General features: G+C 70.7%; 17 protein-coding genes, 2 tRNA genes and 1 pseudogene. 5 read left to right on the top strand and 15 right to left on the bottom strand.

From position 1 onward, the window contains the following. A pseudogene (locus EST92_RS02975) lies at positions 1-250 on the bottom strand (class E sortase); the annotation flags it as partial. Between the two features lie 37 nt (positions 251-287). Continuing rightward, positions 288-1,058 (bottom strand): DUF881 domain-containing protein, encoded by a 771-nt coding sequence (locus tag EST92_RS02970; protein ID WP_129245916.1) that lies wholly within the window; start codon positions 1,056-1,058, stop codon positions 288-290. A 180-nt stretch (positions 1,059-1,238) separates the two neighbouring features. On the opposite strand from EST92_RS02970, the gene crgA reads away from it, so the two are divergent. Beyond that, a complete protein-coding gene (gene crgA, locus EST92_RS02965) occupies positions 1,239-1,493 on the top strand; it encodes a cell division protein CrgA (protein ID WP_129279395.1) in 255 nt (84 codons plus the stop codon). Positions 1,494-1,728: 235 nt separating this feature from the next. Here the strand turns inward: crgA and EST92_RS02960 are convergent, their stop codons facing one another. Both EST92_RS02960 and EST92_RS02955 read right to left on the bottom strand, forming a co-directional pair. Continuing rightward, positions 1,729-2,646, bottom strand: a complete 918-nt coding sequence (locus tag EST92_RS02960; RefSeq protein ID WP_129279394.1) for a rhomboid family intramembrane serine protease — start codon at positions 2,644-2,646, stop codon at positions 1,729-1,731. Between the two features lie 141 nt (positions 2,647-2,787). Continuing rightward, complete coding sequence (locus tag EST92_RS02955) at positions 2,788-3,315, bottom strand: peptidylprolyl isomerase (protein WP_129245912.1); 528 nt, start codon at positions 3,313-3,315, stop codon at positions 2,788-2,790. Positions 3,316-3,759: 444 nt separating this feature from the next. Between EST92_RS02955 and EST92_RS02950 the strand changes: the two genes are divergently transcribed. Next, a complete protein-coding gene (locus tag EST92_RS02950) occupies positions 3,760-4,476 on the top strand; it encodes a DUF5324 family protein (protein ID WP_129279393.1) in 717 nt (238 codons plus the stop codon). 149 nt (positions 4,477-4,625) lie between these two features. Here EST92_RS02950 and EST92_RS02945 read toward each other — a convergent pair whose 3' ends face one another. From EST92_RS02945 to EST92_RS02925, 5 genes are read right to left on the bottom strand one after another with little or no spacing between them, the layout of a single operon-like run. After that, positions 4,626-5,852: an aminotransferase class I/II-fold pyridoxal phosphate-dependent enzyme gene (locus EST92_RS02945; RefSeq protein ID WP_129279392.1), complete on the bottom strand. Its 1,227-nt coding sequence runs from the start codon at positions 5,850-5,852 to the stop codon at positions 4,626-4,628. After that, complete coding sequence (locus EST92_RS02940) at positions 5,842-6,579, bottom strand: alanyl-tRNA editing protein (protein ID WP_129279391.1); 738 nt, start codon at positions 6,577-6,579, stop codon at positions 5,842-5,844. Before EST92_RS02940 ends, EST92_RS02945 begins: the two co-directional genes overlap by 11 nt. Further along, positions 6,572-7,555, bottom strand: a complete 984-nt coding sequence (locus tag EST92_RS02935; protein WP_129279390.1) for a pyridoxal-phosphate dependent enzyme — start codon at positions 7,553-7,555, stop codon at positions 6,572-6,574. The genes EST92_RS02940 and EST92_RS02935 overlap by 8 nt, the downstream gene beginning before the upstream one ends. Then, positions 7,552-8,562 carry a DMT family transporter gene (locus EST92_RS02930; protein ID WP_129279389.1) on the bottom strand — a complete coding sequence of 337 codons (1,011 nt, stop codon included), beginning with the start codon at positions 8,560-8,562 and terminating at the stop codon, positions 7,552-7,554. The genes EST92_RS02935 and EST92_RS02930 overlap by 4 nt, the downstream gene beginning before the upstream one ends. Beyond that, positions 8,559-9,245, bottom strand: coding sequence for a hypothetical protein (locus tag EST92_RS02925; protein ID WP_254068443.1), 687 nt, complete (start codon positions 9,243-9,245; stop codon positions 8,559-8,561). Before EST92_RS02925 ends, EST92_RS02930 begins: the two co-directional genes overlap by 4 nt. Positions 9,246-9,802: 557 nt before the next feature. Between EST92_RS02925 and EST92_RS02920 the strand changes: the two genes are divergently transcribed. Further along, a complete protein-coding gene (locus EST92_RS02920) occupies positions 9,803-10,795 on the top strand; it encodes a LysR family transcriptional regulator (RefSeq protein WP_254068441.1) in 993 nt (330 codons plus the stop codon). Positions 10,796-10,874: 79 nt separating this feature from the next. Here the strand turns inward: EST92_RS02920 and EST92_RS02915 are convergent. After that, positions 10,875-10,947: transfer RNA gene (locus tag EST92_RS02915), tRNA-Ala, on the bottom strand. A 128-nt stretch (positions 10,948-11,075) separates the two neighbouring features. On the opposite strand from EST92_RS02915, the gene EST92_RS02910 reads away from it, so the two are divergent. Then, the gene (locus tag EST92_RS02910) at positions 11,076-11,624 is read left to right on the top strand and encodes a DNA-binding protein (protein ID WP_129279387.1); all 549 of its coding nucleotides are present in this window, start codon (positions 11,076-11,078) and stop codon (positions 11,622-11,624) included. Between the two features lie 41 nt (positions 11,625-11,665). After that, positions 11,666-13,252 carry a protein kinase gene (locus tag EST92_RS02905; RefSeq protein WP_129279386.1) on the top strand — a complete coding sequence of 529 codons (1,587 nt, stop codon included), beginning with the start codon at positions 11,666-11,668 and terminating at the stop codon, positions 13,250-13,252. Positions 13,253-13,293: 41 nt separating this feature from the next. Here the strand turns inward: EST92_RS02905 and EST92_RS02895 are convergent, their stop codons facing one another. The 5 genes from EST92_RS02895 to EST92_RS02875 form a co-directional block, all read right to left on the bottom strand. Then, positions 13,294-14,721, bottom strand: a complete 1,428-nt coding sequence (locus EST92_RS02895) for a hypothetical protein (protein ID WP_216849066.1) — start codon at positions 14,719-14,721, stop codon at positions 13,294-13,296. Further along, positions 14,715-16,634 carry a VWA domain-containing protein gene (locus EST92_RS02890; RefSeq protein WP_129279385.1) on the bottom strand — a complete coding sequence of 640 codons (1,920 nt, stop codon included), beginning with the start codon at positions 16,632-16,634 and terminating at the stop codon, positions 14,715-14,717. The genes EST92_RS02895 and EST92_RS02890 overlap by 7 nt, the downstream gene beginning before the upstream one ends. A 242-nt stretch (positions 16,635-16,876) precedes the next feature. Then, positions 16,877-17,011, bottom strand: coding sequence for a DLW-39 family protein (locus tag EST92_RS02885; RefSeq protein WP_003958712.1), 135 nt, complete (start codon positions 17,009-17,011; stop codon positions 16,877-16,879). A gap of 190 nt (positions 17,012-17,201) precedes the next feature. Next, positions 17,202-17,275: transfer RNA gene (locus EST92_RS02880), tRNA-Ile, on the bottom strand. Between the two features lie 87 nt (positions 17,276-17,362). Then, entirely contained in the window at positions 17,363-18,040 is a 678-nt protein-coding gene (locus EST92_RS02875) for a DUF3566 domain-containing protein (protein WP_174243906.1), read from the bottom strand. Positions 18,041-18,053: the final 13 nt, after the last annotated feature.

Raw genomic sequence — 18,053 nt, 5'->3', positions numbered from 1 at the left:
CCCACGGATACGCGCCAGGCGCCTCCTTCGCCGTGATGTACATCCCGCGCTTCGGGCCCGACTGGGCCAAGCCCGTGGACCACCGGTCCTGGAGCCTGCCGATCTCGCCGTCCATGGCACTGTCGGCCCGTACGCCGGTCCAGAAGAGGAGATAGACCACGAAGAGCACGATGAGCGCACCCACGGTGACACAGGTTTCGCTGAGCGTCCGTACGATCCACCGCGCCGTCGTCCCGCCCCGCAGCGTCATCCGGCCCCGCCCCTCCCCGCTGCCCCGGGGGGAGCGGCTACGGCTTCACAGGCTGTGCGTAGTGGAGATCCACTGTGCCGGAGTAGCCGGGCAGAGTCACCGCCTCGTGCTGGTCGACTTTCCAGCCCAGGCCGTAGGCGTTCACGTACTGGAGGTAGTTCTGGATGGCGGGGGAGGCGGTCAGCGCGTTGGTGAGCGCCTCGCGGTCGCCCACAGCGGTGATCTTGTACGGCGGGGAGTAGACCCGGCCCTGGAGGATCAGGGTGTTGCCGACGCAGCGCACCGCGCTGGTGGAGATCAGCCGCTGATCCATGACCTTGATGCCCTTGGCGCCGCCCTGCCACAGGGCGTTCACCACGGCCTGCAGGTCCTGCTGGTGGATGACCAGGTCGTTGGGCTGCGGCTCGGGGATACCGGGGATCTTGGCGGTGGCGTTGGGCGGGGCGTCGGTGAGCGTGACCGTCACGCCCTGGCCCTTGACCGGCTTGGTGCCGGCGTTCTTCTCCAGCGCCTTGAGCTTGGCCTCCTCGGCCTTGGAGTTTCCGTTGTCGCGCTGTGCGAGGGCGTCGACCTCGGCACGCAGCGTGGCGTTGGTCTCGTCCTGGGAGCCGTTCTTGTGGCTGCGTTCCTGGATGAGGTCGGACAGCCGCAGCATCGAGTCGTCCGAGCGCAGATTCGTGCCCCGTGCGGTGTCGAAGCTCAGCCAGAACAGCAGTCCGGCGAGCGCGAAGACGATCAGGGTGAGAAGACGCACAGGCCGCAGGCGGGAACGGGCGGGGCGATCGGGGGAGTCAGCGGAATTGCTCAACGTACCCTTACTCCTTACGGCGCCGCGGAAGCACTACGCTAACGGACGCCCGGGAAAGGAATCCGCTCCCCACCGCATCCGCGCCCCGGCGCACACCTCGTACCTCCCCGCGGATGGGGGCACCGCCCGCTCGAGCACGGACGAGAGCGGGGGAGCAGCGCATCGACAGGAGAGTTCCTCGTGCCGAAGTCACGGATCCGCAAGAAGGACGACTTCACGCCGCCCCCGGCGAAGACCACCAACCTGAAGATGAACTCAGGCCGTGGCTGGGTGGCGCCGTTGATGCTGGCGATGTTCCTGATCGGGCTGGTGTGGATCGTGACGTTCTATGTGTCCGAGGGCAAGCTGCCGATCGGGGCCATGGGCAACTGGAACATCGTCTGCGGCTTCGGCTTCATCGCGGTGGGCTTCGGCGTATCCACCCAGTGGAAGTAGCACAAGCCCTGCCCAAGGCCATCCACACAGTTATCCACAGCCGGGGAAAACTTCAGAAGATCTGTGGATAACCCTCGGAAGGTTGACGCCGGTGTGATCGGCGACTCCTCCCTTCGGGCCACGTCTCCCCCTGTCCCGACTGGGGAAACGCAGGTCAGCGCGGTGCGGAAGGAGACTTCCGCACCGCATGCACAAGATCGGCCACGCACTGTGGACAACGTGCGGTACGGACTCCTCAGCCCACGAGCTGAAGGGTCCGTACCCACACCACCGCGCCGATCGCGAGCAGCGTCACCGCGCAGGTCGCGACGTGCACCAGGGTCCGTCGGTCGCGCGGCGCATGCACCATCCCGAACGCCACCGCGGCGCCCACGACCAGGCCGCCCACATGCGCCTGCCAGGCGATGTTCGGCCACAGGAACGTGAAGACGAGGTTGAGGCCGAGCAGGATCAGCACCGGCTTCATGTCGTACCGCAGGCGGCGCAGCAGGACGGCGGTCGCTCCGAGGAGCCCGAAGATCGCGCCGGAGGCACCCAGCGAGGGCTGGTTCTGCGCGGCGAGGAAGTACGAGAGGGCGCTGCCGCCGAGGCCGGCGAGCAGATAGAGCGCGATGAACCGCGCCCGGCCGAGCGCCGCCTCCAGGGGCGGGCCCAGCCACCACAGCGAGAGCATGTTGAACGCGATGTGCGCGATCTGCTGGTGCAGGAACATCGCGGTCAGCAGGCGGTACCACTCACCCTCGGCGACGCCGACGAGTTGGTAGCTCCCCGGTTCGGAGGCGAGGCCGACCAGGTCGAGTTGGTTGACCAGCGGGCTCAGCGCACCGCCGGTGGCCATCACGGCGACGAAGACGGCGATGTTGAGGCCGAGCAGGATCTTGGTGACCAGCCGGGGGTCGGCCGCGATCGTGCCGCCCGCGATCGTGCGCGGCGCCGTCGTCTGCGACGCACGGCCGGTGCCACTGCCGCTGCGTACGCAGTCCGGGCACTGGAAGCCGACCGAGGCGCTGATCATGCACTCCGGGCATATGGGCTTGTCACAGCGGGTGCAGCGGATGCCGGTCGGGCGGTCCGGATGACGGAAGCAGCCGGGCAGGCCGTTGTCGCCCTGCGCGTCCCGTGGCTCCTGTGGGCTGCCTGGCACCTGGTCCATCGATCCCCTCGTCCTCTTCTCCGTCCGGGCGCCCGTCGCTCGCCCTCCCGCCCGGCTCCGGACGAGCGTCGCGCCCCGCCTGATGTACGACCGGGCGGGGCGCAATGGTTCCCCGGCACACACCGGGGCACAAGACGCGGCTCAGCGGGTCTCGATGAGCACCGACTCGATGACGACGTCCTGCACCGGACGGTCGGTGCGCGGGTTGGTCTGGGTGCCGGCGATCGCGTCGACGACCTTCTTGCTCGCGTCGTTGGTGACCTCACCGAAGATGGTGTGCTTGCCGGTCAGCCAGGCCGTCGCGCCGACGGTGATGAAGAACTGCGAGCCGTTGGTGCCGGGGCCGGCGTTGGCCATGGCCAGCAGGTACGGCTTGTTGAAGGCCAGGTCGGGGTGGAACTCGTCCCCGAACTCGTAGCCGGGGCCACCGGTGCCGTTGCCGAGCGGGTCGCCGCCCTGGATCATGAAGCCGCTGATCACCCGGTGGAAGACGGTGCCGTCGTACAGGCGGTCCGTGGACTTCTTGCCCGTCGCCGGGTGGGTCCACTCCCGCTCGCCGTTGGCGAGCTCGACGAAGTTCTTGACCGTCTTGGGTGCATGGTTCGGCAGAAGCCGAATCTCGATGTCGCCCTGGTTCGTCTTCAGGGTGGCGTAGAGCTGCTCAGCCACGATCTACCTTCCATAAGTCTGCACTGACGGTTCACGATCCTCGCATGGACCGGCCCGCCCGTCGCCCGACCTCACCCCTGTCGGGACATACGCCACTCTTTCCCGCCGCCCGGCCGCCGTCTCCACGGCACCCTCGATGCCCTGCGCGGCGCCGTGCGCCGGCGCCCGGCGACCGCTCGCGTCCGCGGCGTGCGCTGCATGTTCTCCGGTCACCCGACCGCGACCTCTTGACGGCTTTCGTACGGATTTCCTGCGCCTGAAGCGGCAAACCGTGGCATTGTCGTCAACAAGGCTCCGGAAGGTCCGCAATGACCCGGATGCCCGCTCGCACATGCCGTATGACGTCTGAGCGGGCATGATCTTCAAACGGGTGGACAGGCGATACAGCAGACACGGGGGACCAGCCCCCCTAGCCCCGGACATGCCACCGAGGAGGAGGATCCCGTGACCCGCAAGGACAGCGTGCGCGCCGCGACCGGTACGGCCAGGGACAGCGTGCGGCACGCCGCGGAGGTGGTGGCTCCGTATGCCGGTACGGCCAAGGACGCCGCCGTGCACTTCGCTCACGAGGCTCGTACCCGAGCGGCTCCCAAGGTGGCCGAGGCCGCCCACCAGGCGCGCGTGCAGTACGACGCCCATCTGCAGCCCCGGTTCGAGCACGCCCGGGGCACCCTGCCGCCCAAGGTGGACGCCGCGGCGACCCGGGCGGCGCGCCGGACCCGCAAGGCCGCCCGCCAGGCGGCCGACTACACGGCACCGCGGCTGGAGAACGCCGTGACCAGCGCGCGCGCCGCGGCCGAGCCGGTCCGTGAGGAGGCCCGCGCGCGCGGCACCGCCGCGCTCGCCGCACTCCGCGGCCAGGTGACGGCCAAGGAGATCGCCAAGCTCCAGAAGAAGCACAGCCGGCGGGCCAAGTGCGGCAAGCTCGCCAAGCGCCTCACCGTGCTGGGCATCCTGGCCGGCGGTGCGATCGCCGCCTGGAAGTGGTGGGACAAGCAGGCCAACCCGGACTGGCTGGTCGAGCCGCCGGCTCCGACGGAGGTCAGCGACCGCCGCCGGCTGAGCGCGGTCGACGGCAGCGAGGGCGCCGCGCTCGACCCCGAGGTCCAGGCCAAGCAGGCCGAGGCCGAGGCGGAGGAACGCGGTCGCGGCAACACCTGACCCGCCCGCCACCGGCCCACCGGGCCGTGTCCGCCCTCCCGTCACGGGGGTGGGGGACACGGCCCGTTCGCGTGCGGTCTCAAGCAGGATGCCGCGGGGGGCCGTGCGTACGTCCGCTGGGCGGCGGCCGGGCCCGTGCCCGCCTCCGCTCAGCGGAGGGCGGCGCGCAGCCGGGCGAAGGCCGTGCGCAGGACGGCCGGATGGCTTGCCGCGTTGAGGCGGAAGCAGCGGTCGAACGCCGTCCCGCCGAAGCTCTCCCCGGCGAGGACGTGTATGCCGCTCGTGTCGAGCGCCTCGGCGAACCGGCGCGCGTCCCGCTCCCCGTCGACCTCGGCCCACACCAGGTACGTGGCCTCGGGAACGGTCGCCAGGACCCGCACGGGCAGGCTCGCCAGTTCGTCGAGGACGAGCCGTGTGCGCTCGGCGAGCTCCTCGCGCAGGGTGCGCAGCCACCCGACGCCCTCCGGCCCGTAGCAGGCGACGGTGGCGACGGCGCCGAGGCTGCCCGGGCGCCCCAGGAGGCTCTGCGGCAGGTCGGCGAGGGCTGCCGCGGAGCGTTCGGAGCCGTAGACGGTGGCGCTCTTCAGCCCGGGGACGTTGAACGCCTTCGACGCGGAGGTGAGGCCGAAGGCGCGTACCCCGTGGATGGCCCGGTCCGCGAACGCCGAGGGCATCGCACGACCGGGCATGCCCAGCGGAATGTGCACCTCATTGGCGAGCAACAGCAGGTCGTGCTCCTGGCACACCGCGAGGGCCTGCGACATCTCCGGAAGGGTCCAGGCCCGTCCGACCGGGTTGTGCGGCTGGCACACGATCCAGCCGCGGGCGCCCTCCCGGGCCGCGGTGGCCAGGGCCGCCCAGTCGTGCTGCCACTGTGTCCCGGTGCGGAGCAGGGGCACGGCCACCGGTTCGAGGCCCGCCTCGCGGACCACCGTGAACAGATCGCCGTACACCGGTGTCTCGACGATGACGGGGCTTCCCGGCGCCAGACCGGACCGCATCAGGGTGCGCAGCCCGGTCAGCACGTCCGTGGTGCAGCGCAGTCCGGCGACGTCGGCGTCATGGTGCGCGGCCAGATAGCGCCCGCACGCCGCCTCCTGCGCCTCGGGCAGGCCGTATCCGGTCTCACCGAGGCCGAGCGCCTCTACCAGGGCGGAGCGCAGGAACTCCGGGGGATACAGGTCCATTTCGGCGACGCCGAGGCAGATGCGGTCGGGGGTGTCCGGCCCGAGCTGCCACTTCAGGGTGCGACGGGCGCGCAGCACGTCGAGATCGTTGATGAAGCGCGGCCGCTCCGGCAGGTGGACCGGGGAGGCCGTACGAGCGGAGCGGACCCCGGGCTCCTGCGCCCGCGCCGCGCGGAGGTCATTCGGCATTCCGGTCCAGTTCGATGTAGAGCCGGGTGCCGCCCTTGCCCTTGGTGCGGCGGCGCACGGTCACCGTGCCCTGGATCTCCTTGGGGTGGCGGACGTGCGTACCGCCGCAGGGGATCTCCAGGTCTCCCGAGCGCCACACGAAGACGTCCTGGGTGCCGGGCAGCGGGTCGACGGTCGCCTCCGGGGAGTCGGCCAGCAGGTCCACGATGCGCTCCTGGATGCCGGGGACGGCGTCCGTCGGAATCGCGCAGCTGAAGTCGAAGCGGGCGGAGCTGTCGCTGATGTGGCAGCCGCGCGTCGACCGGGTCAGGCCCCGGGACTCCAGGTATTCGCCGGTCGCGTGGAAGAGGAAGTGCGCCAGGGTGTGCATCTGCATGTTGTGCAGCCGCCGCTCCCAGTCGATCTCCATCGTGACCTGCTCGCCCACGGTGAGGGCACAGGGCTCCGCGAACTCGTGGTAGAACACCGCCTCGATGGTGGCGACTTCACCGTTGGGCAGCTGGAACGGGCGGCCACCGGCCTTCTGCACGTCGATGACGCGCTGCCCGTTGACGGTCCCCTGATCGGCGACCTGGCCGCCGGACTCGGCGTAGAAGACGGACTGGTCGAAGATCGCGTAACGGTCACTGACCTGCAGGACCGTCGCGGTGCCCGTGGTCGCGTAAGGGTCATGGTGGAAAAGCTGCTTGGTGGGCGGGCAAGAGCTCCACAGGGCGGCTTCAATCACTGCTGTCTCCCCAGTTCAGTAGCGTGGTGCCATAGAGTTCGCCGCGGTCGGCGAAGAAGGTGAGGATCTCCCCCTCGGCGTTCGGCCCCAGCGCGGCGGCGAGCCGGCGGGCTCCCACGTAGCAGACGCCGGAGGAGCCGCCCACGCTGATCCCGCGGGCCGCCAACTCCTGGACGCCGGCGCAGGCTTCGGCATCCGACACCTCGAACACCCCGGTCACGCGGTCCCGGGCGGAGTCGATGACGGCCGGTATGCGGTTCTGATTGCCGGTGCCCCGCAGGATGCTGGGGGCGGGGTCGCCGCCGAAGGTGATGGAGCCGTGCCGGTCGGCGACGTAGGAGCGGATGCCCTTGGCCTCCAGCATGGCGGACAACGCGGAGAAGTGGCCGCCGCTGCCGACGCAGAAGATGCCGGCGGCGATGCGCGCGAAGTCCAGGGTGCGCACGAGGTGGGGGACCACCCAGCGGGTGTAGACCTCCGGGTTGAGCGGGCTGTCGTTCTGGTTGGTCCAGTAGTAGTCGGGGTGTTCCGTCCGCAGCTGTTGCAGGAGGTCGTCCCGGGCCTGCTGGAAGCCGAGCACGGGGTGCGGCGCGGGCGCGAGGTGCAGCACGCCGCCCGCCAGCTCGATCTTGCGCCGGGTCACGGCGGGGATGCCGGGGTCGGACACCAGGTGGATCTCGTGGCCGAGTAAGCGGCCCGCGGCGGCGAGCCCCAGGCCCAGCGACCCGGACGTGGACTCGATCACCGGCTGGCCCTCGGCGAGCAGGCCGCGCTCCCTGGCCAGGAGCAGCAGGCCGAGGCCGAGGATCGACTTGAAGCTGGTTTCGGTGGCCGGGCTGCCGTGGACGGCGCGCAGCACGAGCCGGGTGTCGCCGAGGCGGCCGGCGGTGAGGGTGGTCAGTTGGCAGAGCCCGTCGAGGACGGCGTAGGGATCGACGCGGTCCGGGGGCGCGGCGGTGATGTGCCCGACGGTCATGAGCGGCCCTCCAGAAGGTTTTTGGCCCAGAAGATCGAGATGAGGAGGATGGCGATGCCCGCCAGCTGGATCGGGCTGAGTTCCTGGCCGAACAGGACGAAGCCGTACACGGCCGCGGCGACCGGCTGGAGCAGCACGTAGACGGCGGCCAGTTGCAGCCGCAGGAACTTCACCGCGTGCGCCATGAGGGTCTGCCCGAGCACCTGGGAGGTCACGGCGAGCGCGATCAGCACCAACCAGCCCTTGACCGTCGTCGGCCACAGGCGCTCGCCGAGGACCGCGGCGACCACGAAGCAGGCCACGGCGCACGCCAGGCTCAGGGTGGCCATGATGCGGGTCGCCTCGTAGCGCTCGCGCAGGCCCTTGGCCACGACGAGGAACAGCGCGTAGAACACGGCGGTCAGCAGGGCGAGTACGTCACCGCGCAGGTGCTCCGGGTCGAGGCCGGTGCCCAGAATGACGAGGATGTAGAGGCCGCCGAGCGCCAGCAGCGCGGGGAAGAGCAGCTTCCACGGAATGCGGTCCCCGAAGAGGAAGAACATCAGCGGGGCGATGATGAACGGCACCAGGTTGGCCAGGAGATTGGCCTCGGCCAGCGAGGTGTAGAGGAACGAGATGTTCCACAGGCACAGGTCGGCCGCGAGGAACAGCCCGCCGAGCACGATCAGGAAGCGGTCGCGCGGCGTCACCCTGGCCTGCTTGGCCGGGGCAGCGCCCGCCCCCGGGTCCCGGCCGTCCTTGGCCGTCCGGGCCGCGTGCCGGGACAGGGCGACGGACATCCCGAGGAGCAGCGGGACGGCGAAGAGCGAGCGGTACGCGCCGGTCGCGACCGGGCCGATCTCACTGATCCGTACGAAGACCCCGCCCAGGGCCAGGCAGCACACGGCGAGCAGCACCATGCCCTGGTAGTGGGCCTGGGACCGGGTACGGGGCGGGCTCGCGGCCTGCGCGGCCGGCTCGGGAGCGGCTCCCGGCTCCGGAGCCGTGCTGGTGGTGCTGGTCGTCAACGCTGGGCCTCTTTCAGGGTGAACGTCTCGCTGCTGTATCCGCAGGACTCCAGCTCCGCGCGGCATTCCCGGACCCGCAGGTCATGGTCCGGCTGGTGGCGGGAGAAGATGAGCCCCGCGAGGGTTCCGCTGTGCGCGACGCAGACGCCCAGGGCGCCCAGGTCGCGCTGAATCCTCCGCAGGTCCTCCAGGGATTTCTTGGGCAGCCGGTCGTTGTGCAACTCGGCGCTGCGGGTGGCGACTTCGGCCGCGGCGGCGTAGTCGTCGGCCCGCAGGGCGGTGTCGAGCTGCGCGAAGAGCTCCGCGTAGACGCGCGCCTTGCCCAGGTCCTCGGGGCTCTCCTGGTGGAACTCCTCGGTGCGCACCCAGCCGCCCTCGTCGACGCCGACGAGGGTCCAGCGCAGGTCCGTGTGGTAGGCGGTCAGCAGCCGATGGGAGCGCTGGGCGCAGGCCGCGACTCCGGGGTGCAGGAGGTAGTCGCCGTACTCCAGCTGCCGGGCCACGGAGAGCGCCAGAGCATGCACGACCGGCTCCGGGGTCTCCGGGTGGCGGCTGCGTATGCAGAGCTGAGCGGTGGCCAGGATGTCCGCGGTGGAGCTGGCATAGCCCTTCGCCACCGGGATGTTGGAATCGATCTCGATAGTGCAGGCGGTTGCGCCGTATCCCAACTCGGCGCTCAGCATTTCAAAAGCGGAAAGGGCTTTGTCCCGGTCGCTCGGAGTGATGCCGAGCCGCTTCTCAGCCGTGCCGTCATGCGGGCACAGCCGAGCTTGGCTTTTCAACTCCTCAACTGGGGCAGTGAAAAGAAAATGCTCGAACCCATGCGCACCAAAGGTATACCCCTGGAGAATTTCTCCGAAAGTGCCATGGACCGTTGTGACGATCTCGGCAGGCATGCGGGCAGTTCTATACGGCCATGATCGGAGCCGCAATCCAAGACCCCCTTTAGGTATCCATAAAAAAAATTTTGGAGGTGGGAAAACGGTGTCCACTCCATCCCTTTAATGCCCTTTGTTCCGGACAAGTCGCCGACTCCTTGGCCCTGTTTGCACCACTTGATACCGCCGCCGCGTCCATCCGGATTTCCGCGCTCCATTTCTTCGCACCCCATCTCTTTACCCGGACTTGAATGATCCGGATGTCGCCGCACCGCAGGGAAGGTTTCCCGGGGCGCCTCCGAACTTCCCCGAGACCGCCTATGGGGTTGATCGGAAACACGGCAATTCCGTATGCTCACCGCGTGATCGAGCCCCGCCACCTTCGTGTACTGCATGCCGTGATGAAGGCCGGTTCATTCACCGCAGCAGCCCGTGAGCTGAAATGCACACAACCGGCAGTCAGCCAGCAGATAAAAGCCCTTGAGAAATCCGTGGGCACGCCGCTTCTGGCCCGTTCAGGGCGGGACGCGCATCTCACGGAGGCCGGCGAGATCCTCGCGCGGCACGCCACCTCCATTCTCGCCAGGCTGACCGCGGCCGAGGAGGAGATAGCCGCCATCGCGGGCCTGCACGCCGGCTGCGTACGGCTCGTCTCCTTCCTCAGCGGCACCTCCACGGTGATTCCGCCCGCCCTGGCCGCCCTGCGTGCCGCGCGGCCGGAGGTGGAGGTCACGCTCAGCGAGGCGACGCCGCCGCGCGCCATCGGCATGCTGCGCGACGGCGACTGCGACATCGCGCTGGCCTTCCGGTACCCGGAGCTCCCCGGTACCTCTCCGGGCGCCCCCGGCGCGCATCCGGAAGACGCCGGCACGGAGCGGGAGCAGGACGCCGACTGGGACGGTCTGGCCGCGCATCCCCTGCTGACCGACCGGCTCGTCGGCCTGCTCCCCGAGGGCCATCACCTCGCCGGCGCCGCGAAACTGGAGCTCGCCGATCTGGCCGGCGACACCTGGATCCTCGGCTGTGCGAGCTGCCGGCGCCATGTGGTGAAGGTCTGCCGGAGCACCGGTTTCACCCCCCGGATGGACCTGACCACCGATGACTACCCCACGGTGATCGGCCTGGTCGGCGCGGGCATGGGGGTCTCCGTGCTGCCCGAGCTGGCGCTGAGCTCCCTGCCGTCCGCGACGGTCCGCCGGGTGCCGATCGTGCCCACCATCCAGCGGGAGGTGGTCGCCCTGACCCTGCCCGCCTACGAATCCGTGCCCGCGGTGCGGCTCATGCTCCAGCACCTGAAGAGCGCCGCCCGTCTTGCCGGGCAGGCCCTCGACGGCACGTCCTTGCCGCCCCGGTGACCCGCACGCCGACGAACGGGCCGGCACGCCAAAATGCCCTCCGAAACCACGTTTCCGCAGTTCAGAGGGCATTTATACGTGGAGCCTAGGGGAGTCGAACCCCTGACATCTGCCATGCAAAGACAGCGCTCTACCAACTGAGCTAAGGCCCCTTCGCGCACCAGGGTACCCGGTGTCCGGACCCTTTCCCGACCGGGTATCGCCGCACACCGTCGCTCTCCGTAGGATGCTTCGCGAGATTCGCGGCAGCGAAGCGACCGGGGAGAACAGGGGAGACGGTATGGACGCAGCACAGCAGGAAGCCACCGCGCGGGCCCGGGAGCTGCAGCGCAGTTGGTACGGGGAACCTCTGGGTGCGCTGTTCCGCCGTCTCATCGACGATCTCGGTCTCAACCAGGCCCGGCTTGCCGCGGTGCTCGGTCTGTCCGCCCCGATGCTGTCCCAGCTGATGAGCGGGCAGCGCGCAAAGATAGGCAACCCGGCCGTGGTCCAGCGGGTGCAGGCGCTGCAGGATCTGGCCGGCCAGGTCGCGGACGGCAGCGTCAGCGCCGCCGAGGCGACCGACCGCATGGAGGAGATCAAGAAGACGGCGGGGGGCTCGGTGCTCAACAACACCGCGCAGCAGACGTCTTCGACCGGGGCGACCACGGTGCGGCGCGTGGTGCGGGAGATCCAGTCGCTGCTGCGTTCCGTCTCCGACGCCGGGGACATCATCGATGCGGCGAACACCCTCGCCCCCGCTCACCCCGAACTGGCAGAGTTTCTCCGGGTCTACGGCGCCGGCCGTACCGCGGACGCGGTCGCTCATTACGAGGCGCACCAGAGTTAGCCACAGGGGACCTTGCGAGTTCAGACAGCGGACGGGGCGCCATGGGTGAGATCTTCGCCGGCCGGTACGAACTGATCGACCCGATCGGTCGCGGCGGGGTGGGCGCGGTCTGGCGCGCCTGGGACGCCCGGCGCCGCCGCTACGTTGCCGCCAAGGTGCTGCAGCAGAGCGACGCGCACACGCTGCTGCGCTTCGTCCGCGAGCAGGCACTGCGGATCGATCATCCGCATGTGCTGGCTCCGGCGAGCTGGGCCGCGGACGACGACAAGGTGCTGTTCACCATGGATCTGGTGAACGGCGGCTCGCTGGCGCATCTGATCGGGGATTACGGCCCGCTGCCGCCGCGGTTCGTGTGCGTCCTGCTGGACCAGCTGCTGGCCGGGCTGACCGCGGTGCACGCGGAGGGGGTGGTGCACCGTGACATCAAGCCGGCGAACATCCTCCTGGAGGCCACCGGTACCGGCCGTCCGCATCTGCGGCTGTCGGACTTCGGCATCGCGATGCGCAAGGGTGAGCCCCGGCTCACCGAGGCCAACTACGTGGTGGGCACGCCCGGTTACTTCGCGCCGGAGCAGATGCTGGGCGCCGAACCGGACTTCCCCGCCGACCTGTTCGCGGTCGGCCTGGTCGCGCTCTATCTGATCACCGGCGTCAAGCCGGACGCCGAGGCGCTGATCGAGGTCTTCGGCGAGCGCGGTATCCCCAACGCGCCCGAGGGCGTGCCGGAGCCGCTGTGGCAGGTGCTGGCGTCCCTGGTGCACCCCGACCCGGAGTCCCGGTTCAAGACGGCCACAGGGGCGCGCAAGGCCATCCTCGCGGCCGTCGAGCTGCTGCCGGACCTCACGATCGAGGACGAGATCGTCGAGGTCTTCGACCACATAGGCCCGCTGCCGGCCGGCTTCGGGCCGGACGGACCGCTGACAACCGCCGGGGACACCACGGGGCCCGCGACCGCCGGCGCCACCACCGGCACGGCGTCCACCGGGCACGTCTCCATGTCGGACACCGGCAGCTTCCAGCTGGCACCGCCGGAGCCCAGCACCTCGCCCACGCCCGCTCCTGCGGCCGTCCCCACGCCGATGCCGCCGTCGCCGCCGGGCACCGCGCCCACGGGCCACGGAGCGACGTCCACGGGCCAGCCCGCGACGTCCACGGGCCACGGCGCGACGTCCACGGGCTACGGCGCGACGTCCACGGGCTACGGAGGAATGTCCACGGGCCACGGCAGTTCGCCCACGGGCCACGGCAGTTCGCCGACGGGCCAGGTGGGCACCTCCACGGGACAGGTGGGGATGCCTACGGGCCACGGCGGTACGTCCACCGGCCACGGCGCCCCGGCCGGCCCGGCGGGGCCCGTCGGGCCGGGCACCTCGTCCGGCATGCCCCTGACGCCGCCCCCGGCACCCGCGTACGAGCCGACGTCCGCCGTCCACCCGGAGCACGCCGCGACCCGGCCCTACACGGCGGCTCCGCAGCCGGTCCACGGCCGGCCGCCGGCCGCGGCAGCCGTCGCGGCGCCCCCCGCCCCGTACCGGAGACCGGGGCCACCCGCGAAGGTCGCGGTCCCGGTGCTGATCGTGGCCCTGCTGTGCATCGCGGTCGGCGTCTGGGCGCTGTTGACCGCCTGACGCCCCGCCACGGGCCGCTGCGGGACCGGCCCGTCCGCCCGCTACCAGCCCTGTGGCGGCCCGAACTGCGCGCCCCGCTGCCCCTGTTGCGTGGTCCGGGTCGACTGCCCCGGCAGCGCGGGCGGTGCCGGCGGCTCACCGGGTGCCCCCGCCGCGCCGGCCGGACCCGCCACACCGGCCGCCCCCGCCGCCTGCCGCCGGGCCACCAGCGTCCACGTCCCGAGCCCCGCCAGCAGCACCACCCCGGTGCCGATCCCGGCGTAGGCCACCGTCATCAGCGTGCCGCTGGTCGCCGCCTCCTGGGCGTTCTGCCCCTTGCGCGCCGTCTCCTGGTCCTCGGGCGTGACGGAGAAGGTGCCGGCCGGCTTGGTGTAGCCGGGCCCGGCCTTGGGGTGGAGCAGAACGTCCACCCGGAGCGTGAGGTCCGTGCCCTTGGGGAAGTAGCGCGCGGCATCGGGGTGCAGGGAGACCGCGAGGTAGTACCAGCCCGCGAACCGCATCGCGCTGACCGCGTCGACCGGGTTGAAGCGGTTGCCGTAGTCGACCGGCGCGGTGAACTGCTTGGCCGCGGCGGGCTTGCCGGTGTACGGGACGAACGTGGCGGTGCCGACCGCGCCACGGGCCGGGTTGTAGACGCCCAGCCCCAGGGCGTTGCCGACGATTCCGGTGACGTTGCCGGTGGCGTTCGGCAGCTCCGCGCTGAGGTTCAGGCGCTGGCCCCAGTCCACCGGGACGCGGTAGAAGCGGGTCTCGCCGGGCCGGATCCGGTCCGTCCAGACTCCGGTGGCGACCGAGCCGGCGTCGTTGAAGCCGGTGCCGCCCTTGGCGGCGCGCTTGGTGGGATCCGTGCGCGGTGCGGGTGTCGCGGTGCTCCAGGTGCCCTGGCCGGGCCGAGCGGGCGTGCTGCCCTTGAGCGGGGGCTCTTCGAGGTAGTCCAGCTCGATCGGCCAGCTGTCGGGCCCGGAGGTCGCCGAGCCCTCCCGGGTGAGCACCACGTAGTACGGGCCGGCCTTCTGGCAGTCCGAGCGGTCGGCCCCGATGCGGCGGGTGGCGTAGTCGGCGATCGGATAGGCCATGCCACCGCCGCGGAAGAACGGGCTGGCGCCCGTGTCACAGGAATTGCCGCTGCTGTCCTGGACGTTGATGGTGAGCTTGTCGCCGTAGTCCTCGACCTTGGTGCCGGGCCGGGGCGCCGCGACGGCCGAGAAGTACGCGTTCGTCCTGTCGTCCAGGGTGACGGCGTAGTACTTCTGCTCGCCGCGCTTGATGGTGTCGGTGTGCAGTCCGGGCTTCAGCTGTGGTGCGTCCTCGTTGGTGGGGGTGCCCCCGATCTGCGTGGCGCCGTCCGCGGTGCGGTAGCCGGGGACCGCGTCGGCCGAGGCCACGCCCACCGTCCCCGGCAGCACCGCCACCGCGGCGAGCGTCGCCAGCACGGCGATGCCCCTGTGCGTCGTGCGCGCCGTCACCACGAGCCACCCCTCCTCGGATCCGCGGCCCCGTCGGCAGCGGCCGGCCGACGGCGGGGCCGTACGTAGGCCAGCGCCAGGCCGACCAGCAGCAGGACGCCCACCCCGCCGACGGCGACCGCCACCACACGTCCTGTGGACCATCCTCCACGGCTGTCCTGCCCGACGTCCGCCGAGGGCCCGGATTCCTTCCGGGAGGCCTCCGCCACGGACGCCCCGGTCTGCGGACCGTCCTTCTCCTTGCCCAGCACGGCGACTCGCAGCACCACGCCGATCTGCGGATTCTCCGCGACCTGGGAGGCCCGGGCGCCCAGCGTCACGGCGAGGTAGTAGTCGCCCTTGAGGTGCACGGGACGGACGTTGGGGTGTGCCTCGTAGCGGTTGGCCCAGGCGACCGGGACCGTCCCCATGCCGAGCGACGCCGACCGGCCGGTGTAGGGCACATGGGGGCTGAATTCACCGGTGCCGTTGCCGACCGGGGTACGGAACGGTGTGTAGACCTGAGTGGCGCCGTAGGACGCAGCGGCGCGAGAGCCCTTGATCCTCGGCTCGTTGGCGAACTCCACGTCGTAGCGCAGCTGCTGGCCCCAGCCGACCGGCACCTTGTACCAAAGGGTCTGCGCCGGCAGAACCTTGTCCTGCCAGACGCCCGGGTGCAGCGTGCGGGCGTCATTGAAGCCGGTGCCGCCGGTGACCTCCTCAGGGGCGGTGTCGGGCAGCCTGGCGTCCTTGCCGCCCGCGCCGTACTCCGGTGCGGACTGCGCGGGCGTGACGCCCTTCTTCAGCGGATGTTCCACGTGAAACGTCAGCTCCAGCGGCCACCGTGTGGCGTCCGAGCCCCGGGCGGCCTTGCGCTCGACGACCAGCCAGTACCGCCCGGCCTTGTCGCAGCTGCCGGTGCCGCTCTGCGTGGGGATCCGGCTGACGCCCGACGTCAGCGGTGCCGCGCCCTCCCGCTGTGCGAACAGCCCGGTGGTGGAGTCGCAGACGCCGCCGCTGCCGTACGCGATCCGGGTGTGCAGCGAATCGAGCAAGCCGACGGCCGCGCCGGACGGGGGCACCACCGTCGCCGAGAAGTCGGCCGCCGAGGCGGCATCCAGGTCGGTGGCGTAGTAGCGCTCCTCGTTGGGCCCGAGGGAATCCAGATACTGCCCGGGGGCGAGGCCCGGTGCGCCGCCGCGGGTCGCCGTGCCGCGAACCTGCTTCCCCTTGAAACGGTAGCCGTCCGCGGAGAGTTGGCCGGCCCGCTGGAGCTGACGGGCGAGCGCCTTGGCATCCGGGGCGTCGTAGTACTGACCGTTGCCCGCCTTTGCGATGCACTCCAGCTGTGCCCGGGCCCTTCCCGCCACCTGGAAGCCGACGGTGTCGATGTGCAGATCGACGCCGGACGCGGCGAGTTGGGCGGCGACCTTGCAGGGCTGCGGCGTCCGGCAGGTGTCCTCACCGTCGGATATCAGCAGGATCGTGCGCGTGCCGATCGAGCCGGCGGCGGGACGGGGAAGGTCCGCGGCCGCCTTGCGCAGGGAGAGCCCGAGGGGGGTGTCGCCCTTGGGCCGGACGCCCGCCACGGCCTTCTTGAGGCCCGCCCGGTCAAGCGCGGTGACCGGCTGGGCGAGCCGGGTGTCGTCGCACCCCTTGGGCTTGTCGGCACCGTAGACCCGCAGGCCGGTGGGGTAGCCGTCGGGCATCGCGTCGACGACCGTACCGACGGCCTTACGGGCGGCGTCGATCCGGGTGCCGCCGGAGCCGTCCTTGCCGGCCATCGACCCGGAGGCGTCGAGCACCATCACCATCCCGCTGCCCTCGGCCGCGGGCACCCTGGCCGGTGCGGCCGCGGCCTGAAGCGGCCCGGCAGTCAGGGCCAGCAACAGCCCCCCGAGCAACGCCGGCACCCCCCTGCGTGATCGTCGCGCCATGCCCTGCTCCCCCTTGCGTCCTGCTGGTCACTTCACCGACAGAATCTTTGCTTATGCAAGCTAATGGTGTGCTTTAGCAAACCCAAGGGGGTCGCCGTCACGGTCCCGCAACGACCATCAGCCGCCCCGGCGCCACCGCCGGCCCCGCCACCGAAGGCCGCTCCGCCCGCCCCCGGATGCACGAAACCCCGACCACCCAGGGGCAGTCGGGGTCCGTACGAATGTGCTGTGCGTGTGGGGTCTCAGACACCCGAACCTGCGGGCACGGAGTCGGTCGCCTCCGTCCACAGATCCTGCTCGGCGCGATCCGCCTGGATCTGGCGGTACACGAGGAGCCCGCCGATGGCGGCCAGTGCGACCAGGAGAAGCTTCTTCACCGCGCGACCTCGTCTTTCGTTGACGTAGGGGACCTATGTCGGCCGATGATACACACCGGTTGATACCGATCGGTTACCTAGCCCACCGTCGGCAACACCTCGTCCGCGGTGCCTGTACGCGAGCCAACTTCCGCCCGCGTACAACGAATCGGCCCGGCCGGAGAATTCTCCGGCCGGGCCGACTGTGCAGTGCGGCTACCAGGACTTGAACCTGGGGCCTCTTCCTTATCAGGGAAGCGCTCTAACCGTCTGAGCTATAGCCGCGCGTTCGCTGCACCGAAAGATTAGCGCACTTCAGAGGCGTTCCCAAAATCGGTTCCGGGAGCCGTGCGCACACCCGTCCGCGAGGGCTCACTCGTCCTCGGCGAGGGTGAGCTCGACGCCGCCGACGAAGCCCGCCGAGAGGTTGTAGATGAACGCACCGAGCGTGGCCAGCGCGGTCGCCAGCACCACATCGATCACCGCGATGATCGAGGTGAACAGCAGCACCCGCGGCAGCGACAGGAAAGACTGCAGATCGAAGCCGGAACCGTCGCCGGAGCCGGTGGCGTCACTGATCGTCCCGCCGACCGTGGTGAAGACGCCCATGGCGTTCATGACCATCCACAGCACCGCGACGGCCACGACCGTGCAGATGCCCAGCGCGATGGAGAGCAGGAAGCTGACCTTCATCACCGACCACGGATCGGCGCGGGCCACCCGCAGCCGGGCCTTGCGGGTGCGCGGGGCCGTACGCGCGCCCGTACGCGGCAGGCGCACCGCGGACCCGCCCTGTGATCCGCCGCCGGTGGCATACGCCTGAGGAGGCTCGTACGGCTGTGTGGAGCCGCTCTCCGGCCGCCCCTGGGGCTGCGGTTGCGGCTGTCGGGTATCGGTCACGGGTCCCCCCTGGTGAGAGCCCTCGTCTCGGGGGCCGGTGGCAGAAACGGCGGAGCCACGGGCGCTGTCATCCGTCACGGTGGCGGGTCCGGACGAGGAGCCCTTTCCGGCTCCCGGTCCATCCGCTGCAGCGCCCGTGGCTCCACTCACGACCTACTCCTCG

The organism is Streptomyces sp. TM32 (genome assembly GCF_004122755.1).
Taxonomy (GTDB): Bacteria; Actinomycetota; Actinomycetes; order Streptomycetales; family Streptomycetaceae; genus Streptomyces; species Streptomyces sioyaensis.
The sequence above is the reverse complement of the archived record's forward strand: the minus strand, read 5'-3'. Positions and strand labels throughout refer to the sequence as shown.